This window comes from Micromonospora vinacea, from assembly GCF_015751785.1.
Taxonomy (GTDB): Bacteria; Actinomycetota; Actinomycetes; order Mycobacteriales; family Micromonosporaceae; genus Micromonospora; species Micromonospora vinacea.
This window is the reverse complement of the sequence record NZ_JADOTY010000001.1, coordinates 5,531,617-5,550,041: the sequence shown is the minus strand read 5'-3', so window position 1 is coordinate 5,550,041 and position 18,425 is coordinate 5,531,617. Positions and strand designations below refer to the sequence as shown.

The 18,425-nt window shown below is 73.8% G+C and carries 17 protein-coding genes; 13 read left to right on the top strand and 4 right to left on the bottom strand.

The genetic code is table 11. The features are described 5' to 3' along the window. The first annotated feature begins 2 nt into the window (after positions 1–2). Entirely contained in the window at positions 3–305 is a 303-nt protein-coding gene (locus tag IW249_RS34455) for a hypothetical protein (protein WP_231392656.1), read from the top strand. Positions 306–358: 53 nt separating this feature from the next. On the opposite strand, the gene IW249_RS26190 is transcribed toward IW249_RS34455, so the two are convergent. Continuing rightward, positions 359–1,765, bottom strand: coding sequence for a KamA family radical SAM protein (locus tag IW249_RS26190; RefSeq protein ID WP_196923186.1), 1,407 nt, complete (start codon positions 1,763–1,765; stop codon positions 359–361). Positions 1,766–1,906: 141 nt separating this feature from the next. On the opposite strand from IW249_RS26190, the gene kdd reads away from it, so the two are divergent. The 9 genes from kdd (at position 1,907) to IW249_RS26145 (ending at position 12,318) form a co-directional block, all read left to right on the top strand. After that, positions 1,907–2,968, top strand: coding sequence for an L-erythro-3,5-diaminohexanoate dehydrogenase (gene kdd / locus IW249_RS26185; RefSeq protein WP_504871057.1), 1,062 nt, complete (start codon positions 1,907–1,909; stop codon positions 2,966–2,968). Between the two features lie 4 nt (positions 2,969–2,972). Next, positions 2,973–4,538, top strand: coding sequence for an amidohydrolase (locus IW249_RS26180; protein WP_196923185.1), 1,566 nt, complete (start codon positions 2,973–2,975; stop codon positions 4,536–4,538). Between the two features lie 39 nt (positions 4,539–4,577). Further along, entirely contained in the window at positions 4,578–6,134 is a 1,557-nt protein-coding gene (kamD, locus tag IW249_RS26175) for a lysine 5,6-aminomutase subunit alpha (protein ID WP_196923184.1), read from the top strand. Continuing rightward, the gene (gene kamE, locus IW249_RS26170) at positions 6,131–6,880 is read left to right on the top strand and encodes a lysine 5,6-aminomutase subunit beta (protein ID WP_307788711.1); all 750 of its coding nucleotides are present in this window, start codon (positions 6,131–6,133) and stop codon (positions 6,878–6,880) included. The genes kamD and kamE overlap by 4 nt, the downstream gene beginning before the upstream one ends. Then, positions 6,877–7,284, top strand: coding sequence for a 3-aminobutyryl-CoA ammonia lyase (gene kal / locus IW249_RS26165; protein WP_196923183.1), 408 nt, complete (start codon positions 6,877–6,879; stop codon positions 7,282–7,284). The genes kamE and kal overlap by 4 nt, the downstream gene beginning before the upstream one ends. Positions 7,285–7,384: 100 nt before the next feature. Beyond that, positions 7,385–8,722, top strand: coding sequence for a glutamate mutase L (locus tag IW249_RS26160; RefSeq protein WP_196923182.1), 1,338 nt, complete (start codon positions 7,385–7,387; stop codon positions 8,720–8,722). 479 nt (positions 8,723–9,201) lie between these two features. Further along, the gene (lnt, locus tag IW249_RS26155) at positions 9,202–10,890 is read left to right on the top strand and encodes an apolipoprotein N-acyltransferase (protein WP_196923181.1); all 1,689 of its coding nucleotides are present in this window, start codon (positions 9,202–9,204) and stop codon (positions 10,888–10,890) included. 34 nt (positions 10,891–10,924) lie between these two features. Beyond that, positions 10,925–11,734: a polyprenol monophosphomannose synthase gene (locus IW249_RS26150; RefSeq protein WP_307788710.1), complete on the top strand. Its 810-nt coding sequence runs from the start codon at positions 10,925–10,927 to the stop codon at positions 11,732–11,734. Positions 11,735–11,802: 68 nt separating this feature from the next. Beyond that, complete coding sequence (locus IW249_RS26145; RefSeq protein WP_196923180.1) at positions 11,803–12,318, top strand: FxsA family protein; 516 nt, start codon at positions 11,803–11,805, stop codon at positions 12,316–12,318. A gap of 87 nt (positions 12,319–12,405) precedes the next feature. On the opposite strand, the gene IW249_RS26140 is transcribed toward IW249_RS26145, so the two are convergent. The 3 genes from IW249_RS26140 to IW249_RS26130 form a co-directional block, all read right to left on the bottom strand. After that, a complete protein-coding gene (locus tag IW249_RS26140) occupies positions 12,406–12,747 on the bottom strand; it encodes an RNA polymerase-binding protein RbpA (protein ID WP_030327608.1) in 342 nt (113 codons plus the stop codon). Positions 12,748–12,978: 231 nt separating this feature from the next. Next, positions 12,979–14,124, bottom strand: a complete 1,146-nt coding sequence (locus tag IW249_RS26135; RefSeq protein WP_196923179.1) for a coiled-coil domain-containing protein — start codon at positions 14,122–14,124, stop codon at positions 12,979–12,981. 26 nt (positions 14,125–14,150) lie between these two features. After that, on the bottom strand, positions 14,151–15,500 hold the full coding sequence (locus IW249_RS26130; protein WP_196923178.1) for an MFS transporter: 1,350 nt from the start codon (positions 15,498–15,500) through the stop codon (positions 14,151–14,153). Positions 15,501–15,557: 57 nt separating this feature from the next. Here IW249_RS26130 and IW249_RS26125 point away from each other — a divergent pair, with 57 nt between their 5' ends. From IW249_RS26125 to IW249_RS26115, 3 genes are read left to right on the top strand one after another with little or no spacing between them, the layout of a single operon-like run. After that, complete coding sequence (locus tag IW249_RS26125) at positions 15,558–16,205, top strand: TetR/AcrR family transcriptional regulator (protein WP_231392655.1); 648 nt, start codon at positions 15,558–15,560, stop codon at positions 16,203–16,205. A 55-nt stretch (positions 16,206–16,260) separates the two neighbouring features. Continuing rightward, complete coding sequence (locus IW249_RS26120; RefSeq protein ID WP_196923177.1) at positions 16,261–17,601, top strand: flavin-containing monooxygenase; 1,341 nt, start codon at positions 16,261–16,263, stop codon at positions 17,599–17,601. After that, a complete protein-coding gene (locus IW249_RS26115) occupies positions 17,598–18,422 on the top strand; it encodes an SDR family NAD(P)-dependent oxidoreductase (RefSeq protein WP_196923176.1) in 825 nt (274 codons plus the stop codon). The genes IW249_RS26120 and IW249_RS26115 overlap by 4 nt, the downstream gene beginning before the upstream one ends. Positions 18,423–18,425: the final 3 nt, after the last annotated feature.

Here is an 18,425-nt window from a genome sequence, read left to right as displayed (position 1 = left end):
TGGTGGCGTGGCGTCGCCGGCAGGACATTCCGGACGGCGGTGAGGCTCGGCTGTGGCTGTACGGGGTGGGGGTGACGTCGCGGGTCGGCTGCGGGTGGATCGCGGAGTGGCAGCGGGCGCGGGCGAGTGGGGACGAGGCCGGGGTGCGGCGGGCCACCGAGGCGTTGCGCAGCAGCCATGGCTGGCGGGTGCTGCGGGATCTGGACCGGGCCGGTGACTGGTCGGAGGTGTTCTGGGAGTACGCCGACGAGGTCGCCGCGGGGACGGTGCGCGCCGGGTACGTGCAGGCGCTGGACTGCCGGTGACGGGGGACGACGAAGCCCCCGGGAATCCTCCCGGGGGCTTCGTCGTGGGTGGGTCAGTCGTCGCGGTGGTCGGCCCACCACTGCTGGCCGTCGACGGGGAGGGTGTCGATCGGGTCGTAGTAGGCGTAGCGCTTGTTGAGCGCCTCCAGGTCGGCGGATTCGATGGAGGTGCGGTAGTTCTTGGTCCAGTAGGAGATGCCGCGCTCACGGTCGTAGTCGGTGAGCATGTGCACCCAGCGCTTGCCGACGAAGGGGACGTCGCAGACGATGCGCGGGGTGGCGTAGCCGGGGAGGTAGCCCATGATGTCGTGCTGGAGTTGCTGGGCGTGCCAGACCGGGACCCGCCAGTGTTCGGCGTTGGGGATCATGTCGCACATGTAGAAGTAGTACGGCAGGATCCCGGCTTCGCCTTGCAGGGCGAAGCAGAGGTCGAGCAGTTCCGGGGTGGTGGCGTTGACGCCGCGCATGAGGACGCCCTGGTTGCGGACGTCGCGGACGCCGACGTCGAGGGCGGTCTGGGCGGCCTTGGCGACCAGTGGGGTGAGCGATTGGGCGTGGTTGACGTGGGTGTGGATGGCGAGGTTGACGCCGCGGCGGGCGGCGGTGCGGGCCACCCGCTCCAGGCCCTCGACGACGTCGGGCTGCAGCCAGTGTTGCGGTAGGCCCATGAGGGCCTTGGTGGCGAGCCGGATGTCGCGGACCGTCTCCAGTTCCAGCAGGCGCATGAGGTACGACTCGAGGTTGCGCCAGGGGACGTTGGCCACGTCGCCGCCGGAGACGACCACGTCGCGGACGCCGGGGTGGGCCTTGAGGTAGGCGATGTGGGCGTCGTAGCGGTCGACGGGCTTGAGGGTGAGCTTGAGTTTGTCGACCGCGGGGGTGGAGTTGCCGACGAGGTCCATGCGGGTGCAGTGCCCGCAGTACTGGGGGCAGGTGGAGAGCAGTTCGGCGAGGACCTTGGTCGGGTAGCGGTGGGTGAGCCCTTCGGCGACCCACATGTCGTGCTCGTGGAGGCTGTCGCGGCTGGCGTAGGGGTGTGAGGGCCAGTCGGTGCGGCGGTCGGAGGCGACCGGGATCATGTAGCGGCGGATGGGGTCGGCGAGCAGCGCCTCGGTGGTGAGGGTCGTGAACGGCACCATCGTGTTGATCATTTGTGGGGGCACCAGCATGGACATGGTGGCCATGGCCTTCTGGTCGGCCTCGAGGTCGGCGTAGAAGGTCTCGTCGATGAGGTCGCCGAAGACGGCGCGGAGCTGCTTGGTGTTCTTGACGCAGTTGACGCGCTGCCACTGGGCGGATTCCCACTGGTCGCGGGTGACGTGGCGCCAGCCGGGGAAGCGGGTCCAGTCGGGTTCGACCAGGGGGCGGCGGTGGTACTCGTAGGGCTGCCCGGCGGTCGGTACGGCGACCGGGGCGTGACGGGGTTGAGGGATGGTCTCAACCGGTTGGGTCTGGGTCACGGCCCCTCCTCGGTGTTGCGGCTGATCATCGGAGCCCGAAGGCTACTGGAAAATATCCGGCGAAGAAATTAGTCTGCCGTAAGTTTTCCCGTTACGCGAGCCTTGACCGGGGCTTCGGACGGCTGGGCAGGGGAGGTTGGCGTGACGTCACCGGTGGGACTGCACCGCGTCGTGCAACCGGCGGGGGTGCTGCCGCAGGCGGCCTGGCGCCTGGACACGTCGGCGGCGATCGCGCCGAACGAGGTGCGGATCCGGGTGCAGCGGCTCAACCTGGACGCGGCGAGCTTCCGGCAGTTGTCGGAGAAGCACGGCGGCAACGGTGACGCGGTCCGCGCCGAGGTGCTGGAGATCATCGAGACCCGGGGGAAGATGCAGAACCCGGTGACCGGGTCGGGTGGGATGCTGATCGGCACTGTCGAGGAGGCCGGCCGGCGGTCCCCGCTGGGGCTCAAGGCGGGGGAGCGGGTCGCCACCCTGGTGTCGCTGACGCTGACGCCCCTGGTGATCACCGACGGGCTGGCCCGCTGGGACGGGCGCAGCGAGCAGGTGCCCTGCGACGGGTGGGCGATCCTGTTCGCGCGGTCCATCGCCGCGGTGCTGCCCGCCGACGAGGACCCGCAGTTGTCCCTCGCCGTGCTGGACGTGTGCGGGGCGCCCGCGCTGACCGCCCGGGTGGTGTCGCGCTACGTCGAGGAGCGTCGGCGCAGCGGTGATCCGACGCCGGTGCGTGTCGCGGTGATCGGCGGGGCCGGTAAGAGCGGGTCGCTGTCATTGGCGGCGGCGCGACGCGCGGGCGCCGCCCGTACCGTCGGGGTGGTGCCGGTGGCGTCGGAGCACGACGCGCTGACGGCCGCCGGTCTGGCGTCGGTGGTGGCGTTGGCCGACGCGCGCGACCCGGTGGGGTTGTCCACGGCGGTGACCACCGCGTTGGGTGCGCCGGCGGACGTGACGGTGGTCTGCGTGGACGTGCCGGGGTGTGAGCACGGTGCGGTGCTGGCCACCGCGGACGGCGGCACGGTGATCTTCTTCTCGATGGCGACGAGCTTCGCCGCGGCCGCGTTGGGCGCGGAGGGGTTGGCGGCGGACGTGACGATGCTGGTGGGCAACGGGTACGTGCCGGGGCACGCGGAGTTGGCGCTGGGGCTGCTGCGGGCCGAGCCGGGGGTGCGTCAGCTGTTCGCGGCGCGGGTCGCGGCAGACTGAGGTCATGACGAACCCCTCGACGTTGTATCGCGGCGGAGTGCTGCACTGCCCCGCCGACCCGAGCGCCACCGCGCTGCTGGTGTCCGGTGGGCGGATTGTCTGGTTGGGGACCGACGGTGACGCGCCGCCGGCCGACCGGGTGGTGGACCTGGGCGGGGCGTTGGTGACGCCGGCGTTCGTCGACGCGCACGTGCACGCCACCGACACCGGGTTGGCGTTGTCCGGGCTGGAATTGTCCGGGGTGCGCTCGGCGGGGCAGCTGCTCGACGCGGTGGCGGGCTTCGCGGCGGGTCTGCCGGCGGACGCGGTGGTGCTGGGACACGGGTGGGACGAGTCGGGCTGGTCGGATCCGACGTTGCCGGACGCGGCGGCGCTGGACCGGGCCGCCGGTGGTCGTCGGGTGTACCTGTCGCAGGCGTCGATCCACTCGGCGTTGGTGTCGTCGGCGTTGCTGGCGGCGTGCCCGCAGGCGGCGCAGGCGGCCGGGTACGACGCGTCGGGCTGGTTGCGGCGCGACGCGCACCACGTGGTGCGGGCGGCCGCGCAGGGGTCGGTGAGTCGGGCGCAGCGGGTCGCCGCGCAGCGGGTGGCCCTGGCCCACGCGGCGTCGTTGGGGATCGCGGCGGTGCACGAGTGCGGTGGCCCGGAGATCTCCGACGAGGAGGACTTCACCGGTCTGCTGGGCATCTCCGGCGCGGGCCTGCCGGAGGTGTACGGGTACTGGGGTGAGTTGGGCGGCGCGGCGCGGGCCCGGGAGTTGGGCGCGGTCGGCGCCGGTGGGGACCTGTTCGCCGACGGGGCGTTGGGTTCGCGCACGGCGCACGTGTCGCAGCCGTACGGCGACGGTGACGGCTGCGGGCACGGGTACCTGTCGGCGGAGCAGGTGCGTGACCACCTGCTGGACTGCGCGGCGCATGGCATGCAGGGCGGGTTCCACGCCATCGGCGACGCGGCGATCGGCACCGTCCTCGACGGGTTCGCGGCGGCGGCGCGGACGGTGGGGGTGGAGCGGTTGCGGGCGGCCCGGCACCGCATCGAGCACGCGGAGATCATGAACAAGCAGTTGATCGCCCGGTTCGTGGAGTACGGGGTGGTGGCGAGCATGCAACCGGCGTTCGACCGGTTGTGGGGTGGCGCGGGCCGGATGTACGAGACGCGGTTGGGGTTGGACCGGTCGTTGGAGTCGAACCCGATGGGTGCGATGCACTCGGTGGGGGTGGCGTTGGCGTTCGGGTCGGATTCGCCGGTGACGCCGCTGGACCCGTGGGGGTCGGTGCGGGCCGCGGTGGCGCACCACAACCCGGCGCAGCGGATGAGTGTGCGGTCGGCGTTCGCGGCGCACACCCGTGGTGGGTGGCGGGCGGTGCACCTGGACGCCGAGGGGGTCCTGGCGTTGGGTGCGCCGGCGACGTTCGCGGTGTGGTCGACGCCGGCGGGGGTGGAGCGGGGTCTGCCGGTGCTGCAGGCCGAGGACCCGGAGCAGCGGGGTCCGGACGACCCGACGCCGCTGCCGGTGTGCCGGCGCCTGGTGCTGCGCGGTGAGGTCATCTATGAGGAAGGGCCGTCGTGAGCGAGCGAGCCATCAGGCACAGGAATGAGTGGATGGTCGATGAGCAAGCTTGATCTTGATCCGGTGCTGGTGGCGCGGGCGCGGCAATTGGCGCGTCGGGCCGGGCAGCCGGTGGTGGACCTGGCGCGCAGCCACACCACGGTGTCGGTGGAGCGGGCGGTCCTGCGGTTGGCCGGGGTGACCGGTGCCGACCCGGACGGCATTCCGTGGGTGAACCGGCTCGTCGACGCGGTCGCCGCGGATGTGGGGTTGGGTCACGGGGTGGCGGTGCCGGTGTTCGACGCCCTGGTCCGGGAGGGCAGCACCGATGTGACGTTGCTGGCGCAGAAGGCCGCCGCCGGTTCGGTGCGGTTCACCCAGCCCACCGGGCGGGCGGCGACGGCTGCCCGGTCGGCGGCGCGTAAGGCGGTCGGAGCGGGCATTCGGCGCATCGACCGGCGGCGTGCCGAGCGGGATCGTCTGGTGAAGCGCCACGGTGACCCGGCGCAGCGGCCGTGGATCTACCTGATCGTGGCCACCGGCGACATCTACGAGGACATTCCGCAGGCGCAGGCGGCGGCGCGGGCCGGCGCGGACGTGATCGCGGTGATCCGTTCCACCGGGCAGTCGTTGCTGGACTACGTGCCCGAGGGCGCGACCCGGGAGGGGTTCGCCGGCACGTACGCCACGCAGGAGAACTTCCGGCTGATGCGCGCGGCGTTGGACGAGTCGTCGAAGGAGGTGGGCCGCTACGTGCGGTTGACCAACTACGCGTCCGGGCTGTGCATGCCGGAGATGGCGACCCTGGCCGGGTTGGAACGCCTCGACATGATGTTGAACGACTCGATGTACGGGATTCTGTTCCGCGACATCAACCCGGTGCGCACCTTCGTCGACCAGCGGTTCTCCCGGCAGGTGCACGCCCGCGCCGGGATCATCATCAACACCGGTGAGGACAACTACCTGACCACCGCCGACGCGGTCGACGAGGCGCACACGGTGACGGTGTCGCAGTTGCTCAACGAGTTCTTCGCGCACGAGGCGGGGTTGGCGGACTGGCAGTTGGGGTTGGGGCACGCGTTCGAGATCAACCCTGAGGTGCCGGAGTCGTTCCGGTTGGAGTTGGCGCACGCGTTGCTGGCCCGGGAGTTGTTCCCCGACGCGCCGTTGAAGTGGATGCCGCCGACGAAGCACATGACCGGTGACGTGTTCCGGGGCAACCTGCTCGACGGGTTCTTCAACCTGGCCGGCGCACTGACCGGTCAGGGCATCCTGCTGGTGGGGATGATGACCGAGGCGGTGGTGACGCCGTGGTTGTCCGACCGGGACATCGCCCTGCAGAACGTGCGCTACGTCCTGGGCGCGGCCGGTGGGCTGCACGAGGACTTCGTGCCCGCGCCGGGCGGGTTCATCCGCCGACGCGCCAACCAGGTCCTCGGTGAGGCGCTGGACCTGCTGGACCGCATCGGCGAGCAGACGCTGCTGACGGCGATCGCCGAGGGCACCTTCGGGATCATGAAGCGGCCCGCGGACCGCGGCAAGGGCCTGTCCGGTGTCGCCGCGCACGAGGCCGACTACTGCAACCCGGCCACCGACATCCTGGAGGCCGCCGCGTGAGTAAGCAGATCGTGCGCCCGTACGGGGACACCACCGGTGACGGGATGGTGCAGGTGTCGTTCACCCTGCCGGTGACCCACGACAAGCGCGCCGAGGGCGCGGCAGTGCAGTTGGCCAACAAGATGGGCATCGACCCGGCGATGGTGGTGCACGCCAAACCGATGGGCGACGGGTTCACGTTCTTCGTCGTCTACGGGCGGGTCAACCACCTGGTCGACCTGAGCGCCGTGCAGGTGGTGGAACGGGACTTCGCGCTGCTGTCGGCGAAGGACGTCAACACGGTGATCAAGCAGCGGTTGCGGCGCAAGCTGTCAGTGGTCGGGGCGTGCATCGGCACCGACGCGCACACGGTGGGCATCGACGCGATCCTCAACGTCAAGGGCATCGCGGGGGAGAAGGGCCTGGAGTACTACCGGGAGTTGAAGGTCACCAACATGGGCGCGCAGGTCAGTGTGCCGGAGTTGGTGGAGACCGCCCGGGTGGAGAAGGCCGACGCGGTGCTCGTGTCGCAGGTGGTCACCCAACGCGACGCGCACCTGCACAACACCCGGGAGATGTCCGCGGCGTTCCGGGAGGCGATGCCGGCGGGGCGGCGGCCGCTGCTGATCGTCGGTGGTCCCCGCTTCGACGAGACGATGACCGACGAGTTGGGCGTGGACCGGATCTTCGGTCGGGGCACCACCCCCGGCGAGGTGGCCAGCTATCTCGTGCACGCCCTGATCACGCAACGGAAGGCGATGGCATGACCGACGCACGGCTCGGGGTGACGGTGACGCACCGCCGGTATGTGCCGTACTCGCACGCCCACTACGCCGGCAACCTCGTCGACGGGGCGTACGCCCTCGGGTTGTTCGGTGACGTCGCCACGGAGGTGTGCATCCACACCGACGGCGACGAGGGCCTGTTCGCCGGGTACGCCGACGTGCGCTTCCACGCGCCCATCCACGCCGGGGACGTGGTGCAGGTCACCGCGCGGGTGACGCGGGTGGGCACCCGCAGCCGCACCCTGGAGCTGGAATGCGCGGTGGTGTGCCGGGGCCGCCCGGACCGCTCCGCGTCCGCCGCCGAGGTCCTCGACCCGCCGATCGTGGCGGTCACCGCCACCGGCACCGTGGTCGTCCCCGCCGCCAGCGTGAGTCGCGAGGAGTGAGCCGGGGTTGCGAGCCCCGCAGTCGCGAACAGAGGGCTCACCGTGAGTCGCGAGGAGTGAGCCGGGGTTGCGAGCCCCGCAGTCGCGAACAGGGAAACTCGTGACCCTGGCGGTCTGCGCCGACGTCGGCTCCACGTACACGAAGGTGGCGGTGGTGGACCTGGCCGGCGGTGTCCTGGCCGGCGCGGCGGCGGCGCCCACCACTGTGGGCACCGACGTGCTGCACGGCCTGGACGCCGCGGTCGCGGCGGCCACCGCCGGGCTCGGGGTCCGCGACGTGCCCTGGTACGTGTGCTCGTCGGCCGGCGGTGGGCTGCGGCTGGCCGTGATCGGCTACGAGCCGCTGGTCACCGCCCAGGCCGGCCGGCGGGTCGGGTTGTCCGCCGGCGCGCACGTGGTGCACGTGGCGGCCGGGCGGCTCGGCGCCGCCGACCTGACGGCGCTGCGGGCGGCCCGACCGGACGTGGTGCTGCTCGTCGGCGGCACCGACGGCGGCGACGCCGACACCATCACCCACAACGCCACCCGCCTGGCCCGGGCCCGGTGGCGGCGGCCCGTGGTGTACGCGGGCAACGCCGACGTACGCGACCAGCTGACCGGGCTGCTGCGCGACGCCGGGGTGCCGGTCACCGACGCGGACAACGTCCTGCCGCGCATCGGGGTGCTCGCCCCGGCGTCGGCGCGGGCGGCGATCCGCGCGGTGTTCCTGCGCCACGTCATCGGTGGCAAACGACTGTCGAGGGGTGCCCGGTTCGCGCGGCTGGTGCGGGCGGCCACGCCCGACGCGGTGCTCACCGGTGTGGAGGTGCTCGCCGACACCCTCGGCGGTGACCTCGCCGTGGTCGACGTGGGTGGGGCCACCACCGACGTGTACTCGGTGCTCACGCCCGACGAGCGGGCCACCGGGCCGGGCCGGGAGGTCGCCGGCAGCCTGTGGCGGGCCCGCACCGTGGAGGGCGATCTGGGCATGCGGTGGAGCGCCCCCGGGGTGGTGCGGGCCGCCGCCGAGGAGCGGCTGCTCGCCGCCGGGGAGTCCGACGACCTGAGCGCCGCCGCGGCGCGTCGGGCGGCCGACCCGGCGTTCCTGGCCGTCGACGACGTCGAGCGGGCCGTGGACCGGCGCATCGCCACCCTCGCCGCGACGGTGGCGCTGCGCCGGCACGCCCGGGGCGCGGCGACCGGTGAGCGGGCCGGGCGGGACCTGCGCGACGTGCGGCTGCTGGTGGGCTCCGGTGGGGTGCTGCGGCACGCGCCGGCGGACGTGTCGGGGCAGGTGCTGACGGCGGTCCTGGCCGACCACGCCGGCGGGTGGGCGCTGCCCCGCGCGGCCGCCGCGGTGGTCGACGCCGACTACGTGCTGGCCGCCGGAGGGCTGCTCGCCGAGGAGCACCGGACTGCCGCGCAGGCGCTGCTGCGTCAGCATCTGCGCGCGCATTGAGACTCGCCGACCCGACACGCCGTGTCGCAACACACGACAGGCCGGCTGCGGGTTGACAAAAGACGGGGGTCGGCACGTACCGTCTTTGAGTCCTACCACGGGAAGCGGCTGTTGTTCGCTTCGTCCCTTCGTCCGCTGGCCGAGCGACATTTTTCAGCGTCATCGTCGCGGCGGCCAGGTCCAGCGGGCGGGGGTCGGCGGGGCGGCGCGAACCGGCCGCGGTTACCGGTGTACGGGCAGGGTGAGGTGCACGGCCAGTAGACAACGGCCCGGCGGGGGCAGCCAGTCCACGTCCGGTCGGTCCGAAGGTCGTCGTGCCCCATCCTCGCCACACCGGCCGGGAAGGGCCTGGGAGCATCGGGGCGCGGCGCGAGCCGCGCCCCGATTTCATGTCCCCCGGGCGGTTCGTGCCCGACGGCCCGACGCGGCCGGTGCACCCCCCAGCCAGGTAACCTTCGCCCCGTGATCGAGGTGAAGCGGTGACGACCCTGGACCGGGATGAGACGCACACCCCGGCGGCGCTGCCCCGGCCGGTCGTTCCCGGTCGGCCGCTGCCGCTGCGGGTCGCCGTACCCCTGGCCGTGGCCGCCGGGCTGGCCCTGCTGGTGGCGTTCCCCCCGTACGGGCTGTGGCCGCTCGCGCCCGTCGGGGTGGCGTTGCTGGCCGCCGCCGCGCACCGGCGGCGGTTGCGCGCCGGCGCCGGTCTGGGCTTCCTGACCGGGGTGGCGTTCTTCGCCCCGCTGCTGGCCTGGACGAACCTGCACACCGGTTACCTGCCGTGGGTGCTGCTGTCACTGCTGCAGGCCGGCTACCTGGCGCTGCTGGGCGCGGCCACCGCCTGGGTGTCGCCGCTGGCCGACCGGGCCCGCTGGGCGTGGCCGGCGTTGACCGGGCTGCTGTGGGTCGGGCAGGAGGCGCTGCGCGACCGCACCCCGTTCGGTGGGTTCCCGTGGGGGCGGTTGGCGTTCAGCCAGGACACCTCGCCGCTGCTGCGCCTGGCCGCGCTGGGCGGCGCCCCGCTGGTCACCTTCGCCGTGGCCCTCACCGGCGGGTTGCTGGTCACCGCGGCCTGGCGGGGTTGGGCAACCGCCCGACGCCACGTGCCCGAGCACACCACGCCGCAGCCCGCTGACAGCCCGCTGGACGGCCCGCCACCCGCCAGGGGTGCGTCGGGGCGGCGGTGGGCGCCCGTGGTCGTACCGGCCGTCGTGGCCGTCGCGCTGACCGCCGGGGGTCTGCTGGTGCCGGTCGCCACCGCCGGGTCCGGCGCCACCGTCACCGTGGCGATCGTGCAGGGCAACGTGCCCCGGCTGGGCCTGGACTTCAACGCCCAACGGCAGGCGGTGCTCAACAACCACGTCGACGCCACCATCGAGCTGGCCGCGCGGGTCGCCGCCGGGCAGCAGCGGCAACCCGACCTGGTGGTGTGGCCGGAGAACTCCAGCGACATCGACCCGCTGCGCAACCCCACCGCCGGGGCGCGGATCTCCCAGGCCGCCGACACCGTCGGCGCGCCGATCCTGGTCGGCGCCGTGCTGCTGGGCCCCGGCGCCGGGCAGGTCCGCAACGCGGGCATCCTGTGGCGCCCCGGCACCGGCGCGGACCTCGACCAGCTGTACACCAAACGCCACCCGGTGCCGTTCGCCGAGTACGTACCGCTGCGCGACGTGGCCCGCATGGTCAGCAAGCAGGTCGACCTGATCCGCAACGACTTCGTGCCCGGAAGCACCCCGGGCGTGGTACGCGCCGGCCCCGCCGTGCTCGGTGACGTGATCTGCTTCGAGGTCGCCTACGACGAGGTGGTCCGCGACACCGTCACCGGCGGCGCGCAACTGCTGGTGGTGCAGACCAACAACGCCACCTTCGACGTCGCGGAGGCCCGCCAGCAGATGGCCATGGTGCGGCTGCGGGCGGTGGAGCACGGACGGCCGGCGTTGATGGCCTCCACGGTCGGGGTGTCCGGGTTCGTCGCACCCGACGGGCGGGTAAGCGATGCCACCGGGTTCAACACCCGGGAGGTCGTGGTGCGGCAGTTGCGGCTCGACGACGGACGCACCCTCGCCACCCGCCTCGGCTGGTGGCCGGAGGTGGCGCTCGCCGCGCTGGCCGCGGCGGCCCTGGTCGGCGCGGCGGTGCTGCGCCGGCGGCAGCGGGTCAGGCCCGGATAGCAACAGCCGGTACGCCGGCGGGAGCGGAGGAACCGTGATCCAGGCGACCGATACGATCCGACGCGCGGACGAGGTGCCCGGTGTGGGCCGGGTGCTGGTGGTGATCCCCACCTACAACGAGGCCGACAACATCGCCGTGATCGTGGGCCGGGTCCGGCGCGCCGCCCCGGCGGTGCAGATCCTCATCGCCGACGACAACAGCCCCGACGGCACCGGTGCGATCGCCGACGCCCTCGCCGACGGTGACGCGCACGTGCAGGTGCTGCACCGCCAGGGCAAGGAGGGCCTGGGCGCGGCGTACCTGGCCGGGTTCGGGTGGGCGCGCGAGCGGGGCTACCAGGCGGTCGTGGAGATGGACGCCGACGGCTCGCACGCCCCGGAGGACCTGCCGGCGTTGCTGGCGGCCGCCCGCGACGCGGACGTGGTGATCGGCTCACGGTGGACCAGGGGCGCGCGGGTGCTCAACTGGCCGCTGCGGCGGCTGTTGCTGTCGCGCGGCGGCAACCTGTACGCCCGTCTGGCGCTGGGCATGCCCGTGTCGGACGCCACCGGCGGTTACCGGGTGTACCGGATCAGCGCGTTGGACGCCATCGACCTGGATTCGGTGACCTCGCAGGGCTACTCGTTCCAGGTGGAGCTGTCCCGGCTGGCGCACCGGGCCGGGGTGCGGATCGTGGAGGTGCCGATCACCTTCGCCGAGAGGGAACGCGGCGACAGCAAGATGAGCCCGAAGATCGTGGCCGAGGCGCTGTGGCGGATCACCGCCTGGGGTGTGCGCGACCGGCGTCAGGCGGTACGCCGGGGCCTGCACGGCACGGCCACCGGTCAGGCGCGGTGGCCGTGAGCGCGGCCGTGTCATGCTGGATGAGCGGAACACGTCCGTGGTGTCCGCAGGAATGGCGATGAGGTGAGATGCGCCGAGGACTGAGGTTCGTACCGTTGGCCCTGTTGCTGGCGGTGGTGCTGGAGCTGGCGGTGTTCGTCGGCGTGGGGCGGGCGCTGGGGTTCGGGGCGGCGGTGCTGCTGGTGTTCGCCGCGTCCCTGCTGGGGTTGGTGCTGCTGCGCCGCGAGGGGATGCGCGCCTGGCGGGGGTTCCGCTCCGCGGCGGCGGCCGGGCAGCCCCCGGGCGGGCAGGTGACCGACGGGCTCGTCGGGTTGGCGGGCGCGATGTTGTTGGCGGTGCCCGGCCTGGTCAGCGGGCTGATCGGGTTGCTGTTGCTGGTGCCACCGGTGCGTCGACTGGCCCGCGCCGGGGTGCGACGCGCCACCGAGCGGCGGGTGTCGTCGATGGTCGCCGGTGACCTGTTCGGGCCCCGCACGGTGCGGGTGCGCCAGGGTGCGCCGCAACCGACCCCGCAGCCGGAACAGCCGGTGGTGGTCGACGGCGGTCGGGCCATCGAGGGCGAGATCGTCGAGCCCCGGCACTGAGACCAGGCCCATCCACCGCGCACAGACAGACACGACGACGCCCCCGGGGGTTTCCCCCGGGGGCGTCGTCGTCATGCGTCGTGCGGCTCAGGCGCGGCCGCGGCGGGTCCGAACCTCCTGCAGCCGCTCCTCGAGGATGTCCTCCAGCTCGGCGATCGAGCGCCGCTCCAGAAGCATGTCCCAGTGGGTGCGCGGCGGCTTGGCCTTCTTCTGCTCCGGCTCGCTGCCGTCGACGAGTCGGGCGACGCTGCCGTCGAACTTGCATTCCCAGGTCGTCGGGACCTCGGCGTCGACGGCGAACGGCACCTCGAACTGGTGGCCCTTGGCGCAGAGGTACTCGCGGGTCTGACGCGGCGCGAGCTCCGTGTTGCGGTCGGATTCGTAGCTCACCGCGCCAAGGCGGCTTCCGCGCAGCATACGCTCGCCCATGATCGACTTCCCCTCGTTCGTGGTGCTGGTCTTCTGGGTGTAACGGTGCGTCCCCGTCGAGCCATTCCCGCCCGAGGGCGTGAGGCGTCCACGGGTGGGCCGGGACCAAGGGTAACCGGCCGGGACGCTCACCCGGTGAGGTGATCCCCAGGCGGGTCGGGACAACGGTGTGTGTCCGCTGCCACCGGGGAGGTTAACCGCCCGAGCCTACCGAAGGTTGCGCCACGATCATCAGGTGGCGTCGCTGGGAGTGGCGGCGCCGAGGCGGGCCAACGCCAGCGCCAGGTCACTGACCTGGTCGCCGAGCTGCGCCACCCGCCGCTGGGCCAGGTCCCGGTCGGTCTCGGCGGCCTCGAGTCGTACCGCCAGGGTGGTGCGGTGACCCTCGGCGGTCGCCGCGGCCTGCCGGGCCACCGTCAGCTCGGCGGTGAGCGTGTCGCGCTGGGCGGCCAGCGCGGCCAGCTCCGCGCGCAGCCGCGCGGCCAGCTCCGCGGCCTCCTGCCGGGCCTCGTCGGCCTGCCGGGCGGCGACCTCGGCGCGGTCGCGGGCCCGGTCGGCCTGCTCACGCGCCCGGGCGGCGTCGGCGGCCTCCGCGCGGGTGCGCGCCGCGTCGGCGCGGGACTGCTCGATCTGGCGCCGCACGTCCTGCACCTCGGCCTGCCACCGCCCGGCCCGCTCCGTCGCCTCCGCGGTGGCCCGTTCGGCCTCGGCGCGCAGTGCGTCGCGTTCCACGCCCAGGTCGGCCACCCGCTGCCGCTCGGCGTCGCGTTCGCCGCGCAGGTCCCGCACCTCGGCGCGGGCCTGGTCGCGGTCGCGCTCGGCCTGGGCGCGCAGCGCCTCGGCGGCGCTGGCGTCGTGGCGCGACTGGTCGCGGGCCGCCTCGGCGAGCCGCGCCCGCTCGTCGGCGGCGTCGGCCTGCCGGTGCGCCTGCTCGGCGCGCTGGCGGGCGTCGTCGGCCTCGGCGCGGGCGCCACGGGCCTGTTCACGGGCGCGCGCCGCGTCGGCCGCCGCGGCCTCGGCGTCGTCGCGGGCCTCGTCGCGTTCGGTCTGCGCCGCCGCGATCTCGGTGGCGGCCTCCGCGCGGGCCTGGGCAAGCTGCCGCTGCACACCCACCGGGGACAACTCGGCGTGCAGCGACTCGGTCAACGTCTCGACGATCTGGTCGAGCCGGTCCACCGCCTCCCAGGTGCGGGCCACCTGCCCGGGCAGACCGGGAGCGTTGCGGTGCCGCATCCGGCTGTTGCGGGAGGCGCGCTGGCAGGCGCCGTCGTTGTCGCGGCAGTAGCGAAACGGTCGACCCGCGCCGACACGTTGCGGCACCGGCCGTCCACAGTGGGCGCACGGGCGGGTCTCGGTGGTGCTGGGCTGGGCGTCCATCGAGGGCGAAGTCTAGTGCCGGCCGGTCAGCTCGTCGCCCGGGCCGTCGCGTCCAGGGTGTAGCGGCGTTGCAGCAGCAGCGCCGCGAGCATCGCCACCGCCGGCAGCAACCCGAAGCCGTAGCGGACCGCCGCGAGCGCGGCGTCGGGCTGCACCGGCGACTCACCGGCCGTCGAGGCCACGAAACCACCGACGGTCAGGCACAGCGCGTACGCGTACGGGCCGAGGGCCGCGCCGGTGGCCTCGGTGGCCGTCCACACCCCGGTGTAGGTGCCGGCCCCGGTGCTGCCGGCGGCGCGGATCACGTCGGGCAGCATCGAGAAAGGCAGCAACTGCATGCCGGCGAACGCCACCCCGAGCACCGCCACCGCGGCGACCAGCACCGGCAGGCCGGCCGGGCGGCCCACCGCCAGCACCAGCGAGCCGATCGCGAACGCGCCCTGCGCGCCGAGCAGCGCCCGCTGCTTGCCGACGCGTCGGGCCACCACCAGCCAGGCCGGGGTGACCAGCAGCGCCGGCGCGACGAACGCGGCCACCAGCACCGTGGTCAGGCCGGGCGCGCGCAGCTCGTACTCGGCGTAGTAGGGCACCCCGGCGAGCACCAGGTGGGTGGTGGTGGACATCGCCAGGTACGCGGCGACCAGCCACCGGAACTGCCTGTCGCGCAGCGCCGTGCGCAACGCCCGCCACCCGCCGTGCCCGGCCGCGGTGCTCACCGGCGCGGACCCGCGCAGCCGGGCGATGCCGGCGACACCGACCAGCATGGCCACCAGCATCCCCACGGCGAGGACCACGCCCATCCGCTGGTAGCCGCCCCGCGTCGCGGCGTCGCCGCCGGTGAGCAGCGGGGCCAGCAGCCCGGAGACGAGGATGCCCACTGTCAGCACCATCATCCGGAAGGCCATCAGCCGGGTGCGTTCGTGGTAGCCGATGCGCAGGTCGGCCGGGGTGGCCAGGTAGGGGACCTGGTAGGCGGCGAAGAGCAGGTTGCCGGCGATGAAGAACACCGCCACCCACGCGGCCGCCGACGCGCCGGTCAGGCCGCCGGGCACGGCGAAGAGCGCGGCGAACGCGACCGGCAGGGCGCAGCCGAGCAGCAGCAGGCGACGCCGGTCGCCGCGTCGGGTCTGTTCGACGTCGGCGCGGTGTCCCACCCAGGGGTGCAGCAGGACGTCGGCGATCTTCGGCAGCAGCAGGGCCAGGCCGGCCAGCCACGGCCCGACGGCCAGCACGTCGGTGAGGAAGTAGAGCAGCAGCAGGCCGGGCACTGTCACCCAGACGCCCATGCCGAGCGAGCCGGCGGCGAAGCCCGCCAGGGGGCCGCGTGGCAGCGTCGTGTCGGTGGCGGCCGCGGGCCGCCGGTCCAGCCCGGTCATCGCCGCATCCTCTCCGCAATCCAACGGTTGCTGGATTCTAGGGGCAGAATGACGGTCATGACCATGCCCCGCCGCCGCCCGGGTCGGCCCCGCCGTGACGAGACCCGGCCGACCCGCGAGGTGGTGCTCACCGCGGCGACCGCGCTCTTCGCCGAGCGCGGCTTCGACGCCGTCGGGCTGCGGGAGGTCGCCGCCGCCGCCGGTGTCGACGTCGCCACCGTCGCGCACCACACGGGTACGAAGGCAGCGCTCTACGACGCGTGCTTCGCCCGGGTGTTCGCCGCCGAACGGGACGTGCTGGCCGAGGCCGCCGAGCAGGCCCGCGCCGCTCTCGACGCGGGCCCCGACGCGGCGCGACGGGCCCTGCACGAGCTGGTCGACGTCTTCGTCGACTTCCTGGAGGACCGCCCCGAGACCACCGCGCTGTGGCTGCGCCGCTGGCTGGAACCGCAGCGGCACGCCGAGCTGGACCAGCGCTACGCCGACCCGTTGTACCGGCTGGTCGCGGAGCTGCTCACCGCCGCCGCGGCGGCCGGCGCGCTGGCCGAGCCGACACCGCACATCACCGTACGGAGTCTGGTGTGGGCGACGCACGGGCACGTGGTGGCGTTGGCCGCGGGCGCGCCCGGCGCCCGGGAACGGCGCGAGTTCCGGGCGTTCGTGCATCGCCTGCTCGACGGCCTGTACGGAGCACCGACCCCTTGACGGGCCGCCGCCGCGCGACGATTATCCATCGGACGTTGGATTAATGGGGGCGGCAATGGGCGTACCACAGCGGGTGGCGGTGATCGGGGCCGGCGCCGCCGGGCTCGCCGCGGTCAAGGCACTACGCGACGCCGACGTGCCGACTGTCGGCTTCGAGGCCGCCGAGCAGGTCGGCGGCCTCTGGGTGTACGGGGCGCCCGACTCGCCCGCGTACCGCACGCTGCACCTCAACACCAGCCGTGGTCGTACCCAGTTCGCCGACCATCCGATGCCCACCGACTGGCCCGACTACCCCGACCACCGTCGCGTCGCCGGTTACCTCGCCGACTACGCCACGCGTTTCGGGCTGACCGACACCATCCGACTGCGCCACACCGTCGAACGGGTCACCCGGAACACCACCGGCACCTGGACGGTGACCGCCAGCGGCCCGACCGGCCCGGTCGAGGTCAGCGTCGACGCCGTGGTCGTCGCCAACGGGCACAACCGGGTGCCCCGGCTGCCCGACCCCGGCTACCCCGGCGAGTGCACCGCCGAGCAGATCCACAGCCACGACTACCGGGGCCCGGAGCAGTTGGCCGGCAGGCGGGTCCTCGTCGTCGGCGGCGGCAACTCCGCGATGGACATCGCCGTCGACGCCTCGTACGCCGCCGCCCGCACCCTGCTGTCGCTGCGCCGGGGCGTCTGGGTGGTGCCGAAGTACCTGCTGGGTCGCCCCTCGGACACCCTCAACGGGGCGCTGGCCCGCCGACTGCCGTGGCGTCTGCGCCAACGCATCAGCCAGACGATGCTCAGCGCCACCGTCGGCAACCCCGCCCGCTACGGGCTGCCCGCGCCGACGCACGGTTTCCTCCAGGACCATCCGACGCTCTCCGACGGGTTGCTGTCGCGGCTGACCCACGGTGACGTCGAGGCCCGACCCGGTGTCGCCGCCCTGGACGGCGACCGGGTGGAGTTCACCGACGGGCGCAGCGACAGCGTCGACCTGATCATCTGGTGCACCGGCTACCGGGTGGACGTCCCGTTCCTCGACCCGGCGCTGCTCGCCGGGGGCGCCGACACCCTGCCGTTGTACCGGCACGTGTTCCACCCCGACGCCCCCGGGTTGAGCTTCGTCGGGTTGATGCAGTCCACCGGTTCCGCGTTCCCCCTGGTCGAGGCGCAGGCCAAGCTGATCGCGGCGCACCTCGCCGGCCGGTACGCGTTGCCGGACCCGGAGCGGCAGCGCGCCGTCTGCCGGGCCGAACTGCGGGCCGCTACCGCCCGCTGGGGTCAGCGCCGCCCGGCGATGCGGGTGGATTTCGACGTCTACCTGGCCGAACTGGCCCGGGAGTTGACCGCCGGGACCCGCCGCGCCCGCTCCGGTGCGGCGTCCTCGGTGGGAGCACCCCGGTGAGCGGTCGGTCCCTGGCCGGTCGGCGGGTGCTGGTCACCGGGGCGAGCGGGACGTTCGGCCGCCACCTCGGCGCCGCGCTGAACGCGGCCGGCGCCCGGGTGGTGGGGCTCGACCTGCACGCCCGCCCCGACGACGACGTGCCGGTGCTCGGCTGTGACCTGACCGACCCGGACGCGGTGCCGGCGGCGGTGCGGGCCGCCGTCGACCGGCTCGGCGGGCTCGACCTGCTGATCAACAACGCCGGGGTCGGTGGTCCCGCGCCGGCCGAGTTGCCGCCCGACGAGGTGGTACGCCGGCAACTGGAGGTCAACCTGCTCGCCGCCTGGCGCACCACCGCCGCCGCGCTGCCCCCGCTGCTCGCCGCCCGCGGACGGGTCATCTTCGTGGCCAGCCGGATGGCGGTGCTGCCGCTCCCGCTCGCCGCCGCGTACGGGGTGAGCAAACGGGCCCTGGTCGCCTACGCCGACGCGCTGCGCCACGAGGTCGGCACCCACGTCGGCGTGAGCGTCGTCTACCCGAGCATGGTCGCCTCACCGATCCACGACAGCACCGCCGAGGCCGGGTTGTCCCTGCGGGGGGTGTCCCGCCCCGAGCCCGTCGAAGGGGTCGTCGCGGCGATCCTGCGGACCGCCACCGCCCGGCGGGCGCCCCGTGACGTGGCGACCACCGCACGCGGCCGGCTGGAGATGGCCGTCGGCCGGCACGCGCCCGCGCTGGCCGACCGGCTGGTCCGCCGTACCCTCGCCGCCCGGCTCGCCGCCGGTGACCTGGACGCCGCGCCGCTGGCCGCCGGGATGGTCGACCGCCACCGGGGGCGGTGACCG

Excerpts from the sequence above, each read along its gene's own strand:
- IW249_RS26130 (WP_196923178.1), bottom strand. The coding sequence starts at position 15,500 with ATGACCGGGCTGGACCGGCGGCCCGCGGCCGCCACCGACACGACGCTG.
- IW249_RS26145 (WP_196923180.1), top strand. The coding sequence starts at position 11,803 with ATGCGCCGAGGACTGAGGTTCGTACCGTTGGCCCTGTTGCTGGCGGTG.
- IW249_RS26125 (WP_231392655.1), top strand. The coding sequence starts at position 15,558 with ATGACCATGCCCCGCCGCCGCCCGGGTCGGCCCCGCCGTGACGAGACC.
- IW249_RS26140 (WP_030327608.1), bottom strand. The coding sequence starts at position 12,747 with ATGGGCGAGCGTATGCTGCGCGGAAGCCGCCTTGGCGCGGTGAGCTAC.
- IW249_RS26135 (WP_196923179.1), bottom strand. The coding sequence starts at position 14,124 with ATGGACGCCCAGCCCAGCACCACCGAGACCCGCCCGTGCGCCCACTGT.
- kamD (WP_196923184.1), top strand. The coding sequence starts at position 4,578 with ATGAGCAAGCTTGATCTTGATCCGGTGCTGGTGGCGCGGGCGCGGCAA.
- IW249_RS26120 (WP_196923177.1), top strand. The coding sequence starts at position 16,261 with ATGGGCGTACCACAGCGGGTGGCGGTGATCGGGGCCGGCGCCGCCGGG.
- IW249_RS26180 (WP_196923185.1), top strand. The coding sequence starts at position 2,973 with ATGACGAACCCCTCGACGTTGTATCGCGGCGGAGTGCTGCACTGCCCC.
- kal (WP_196923183.1), top strand. The coding sequence starts at position 6,877 with ATGACCGACGCACGGCTCGGGGTGACGGTGACGCACCGCCGGTATGTG.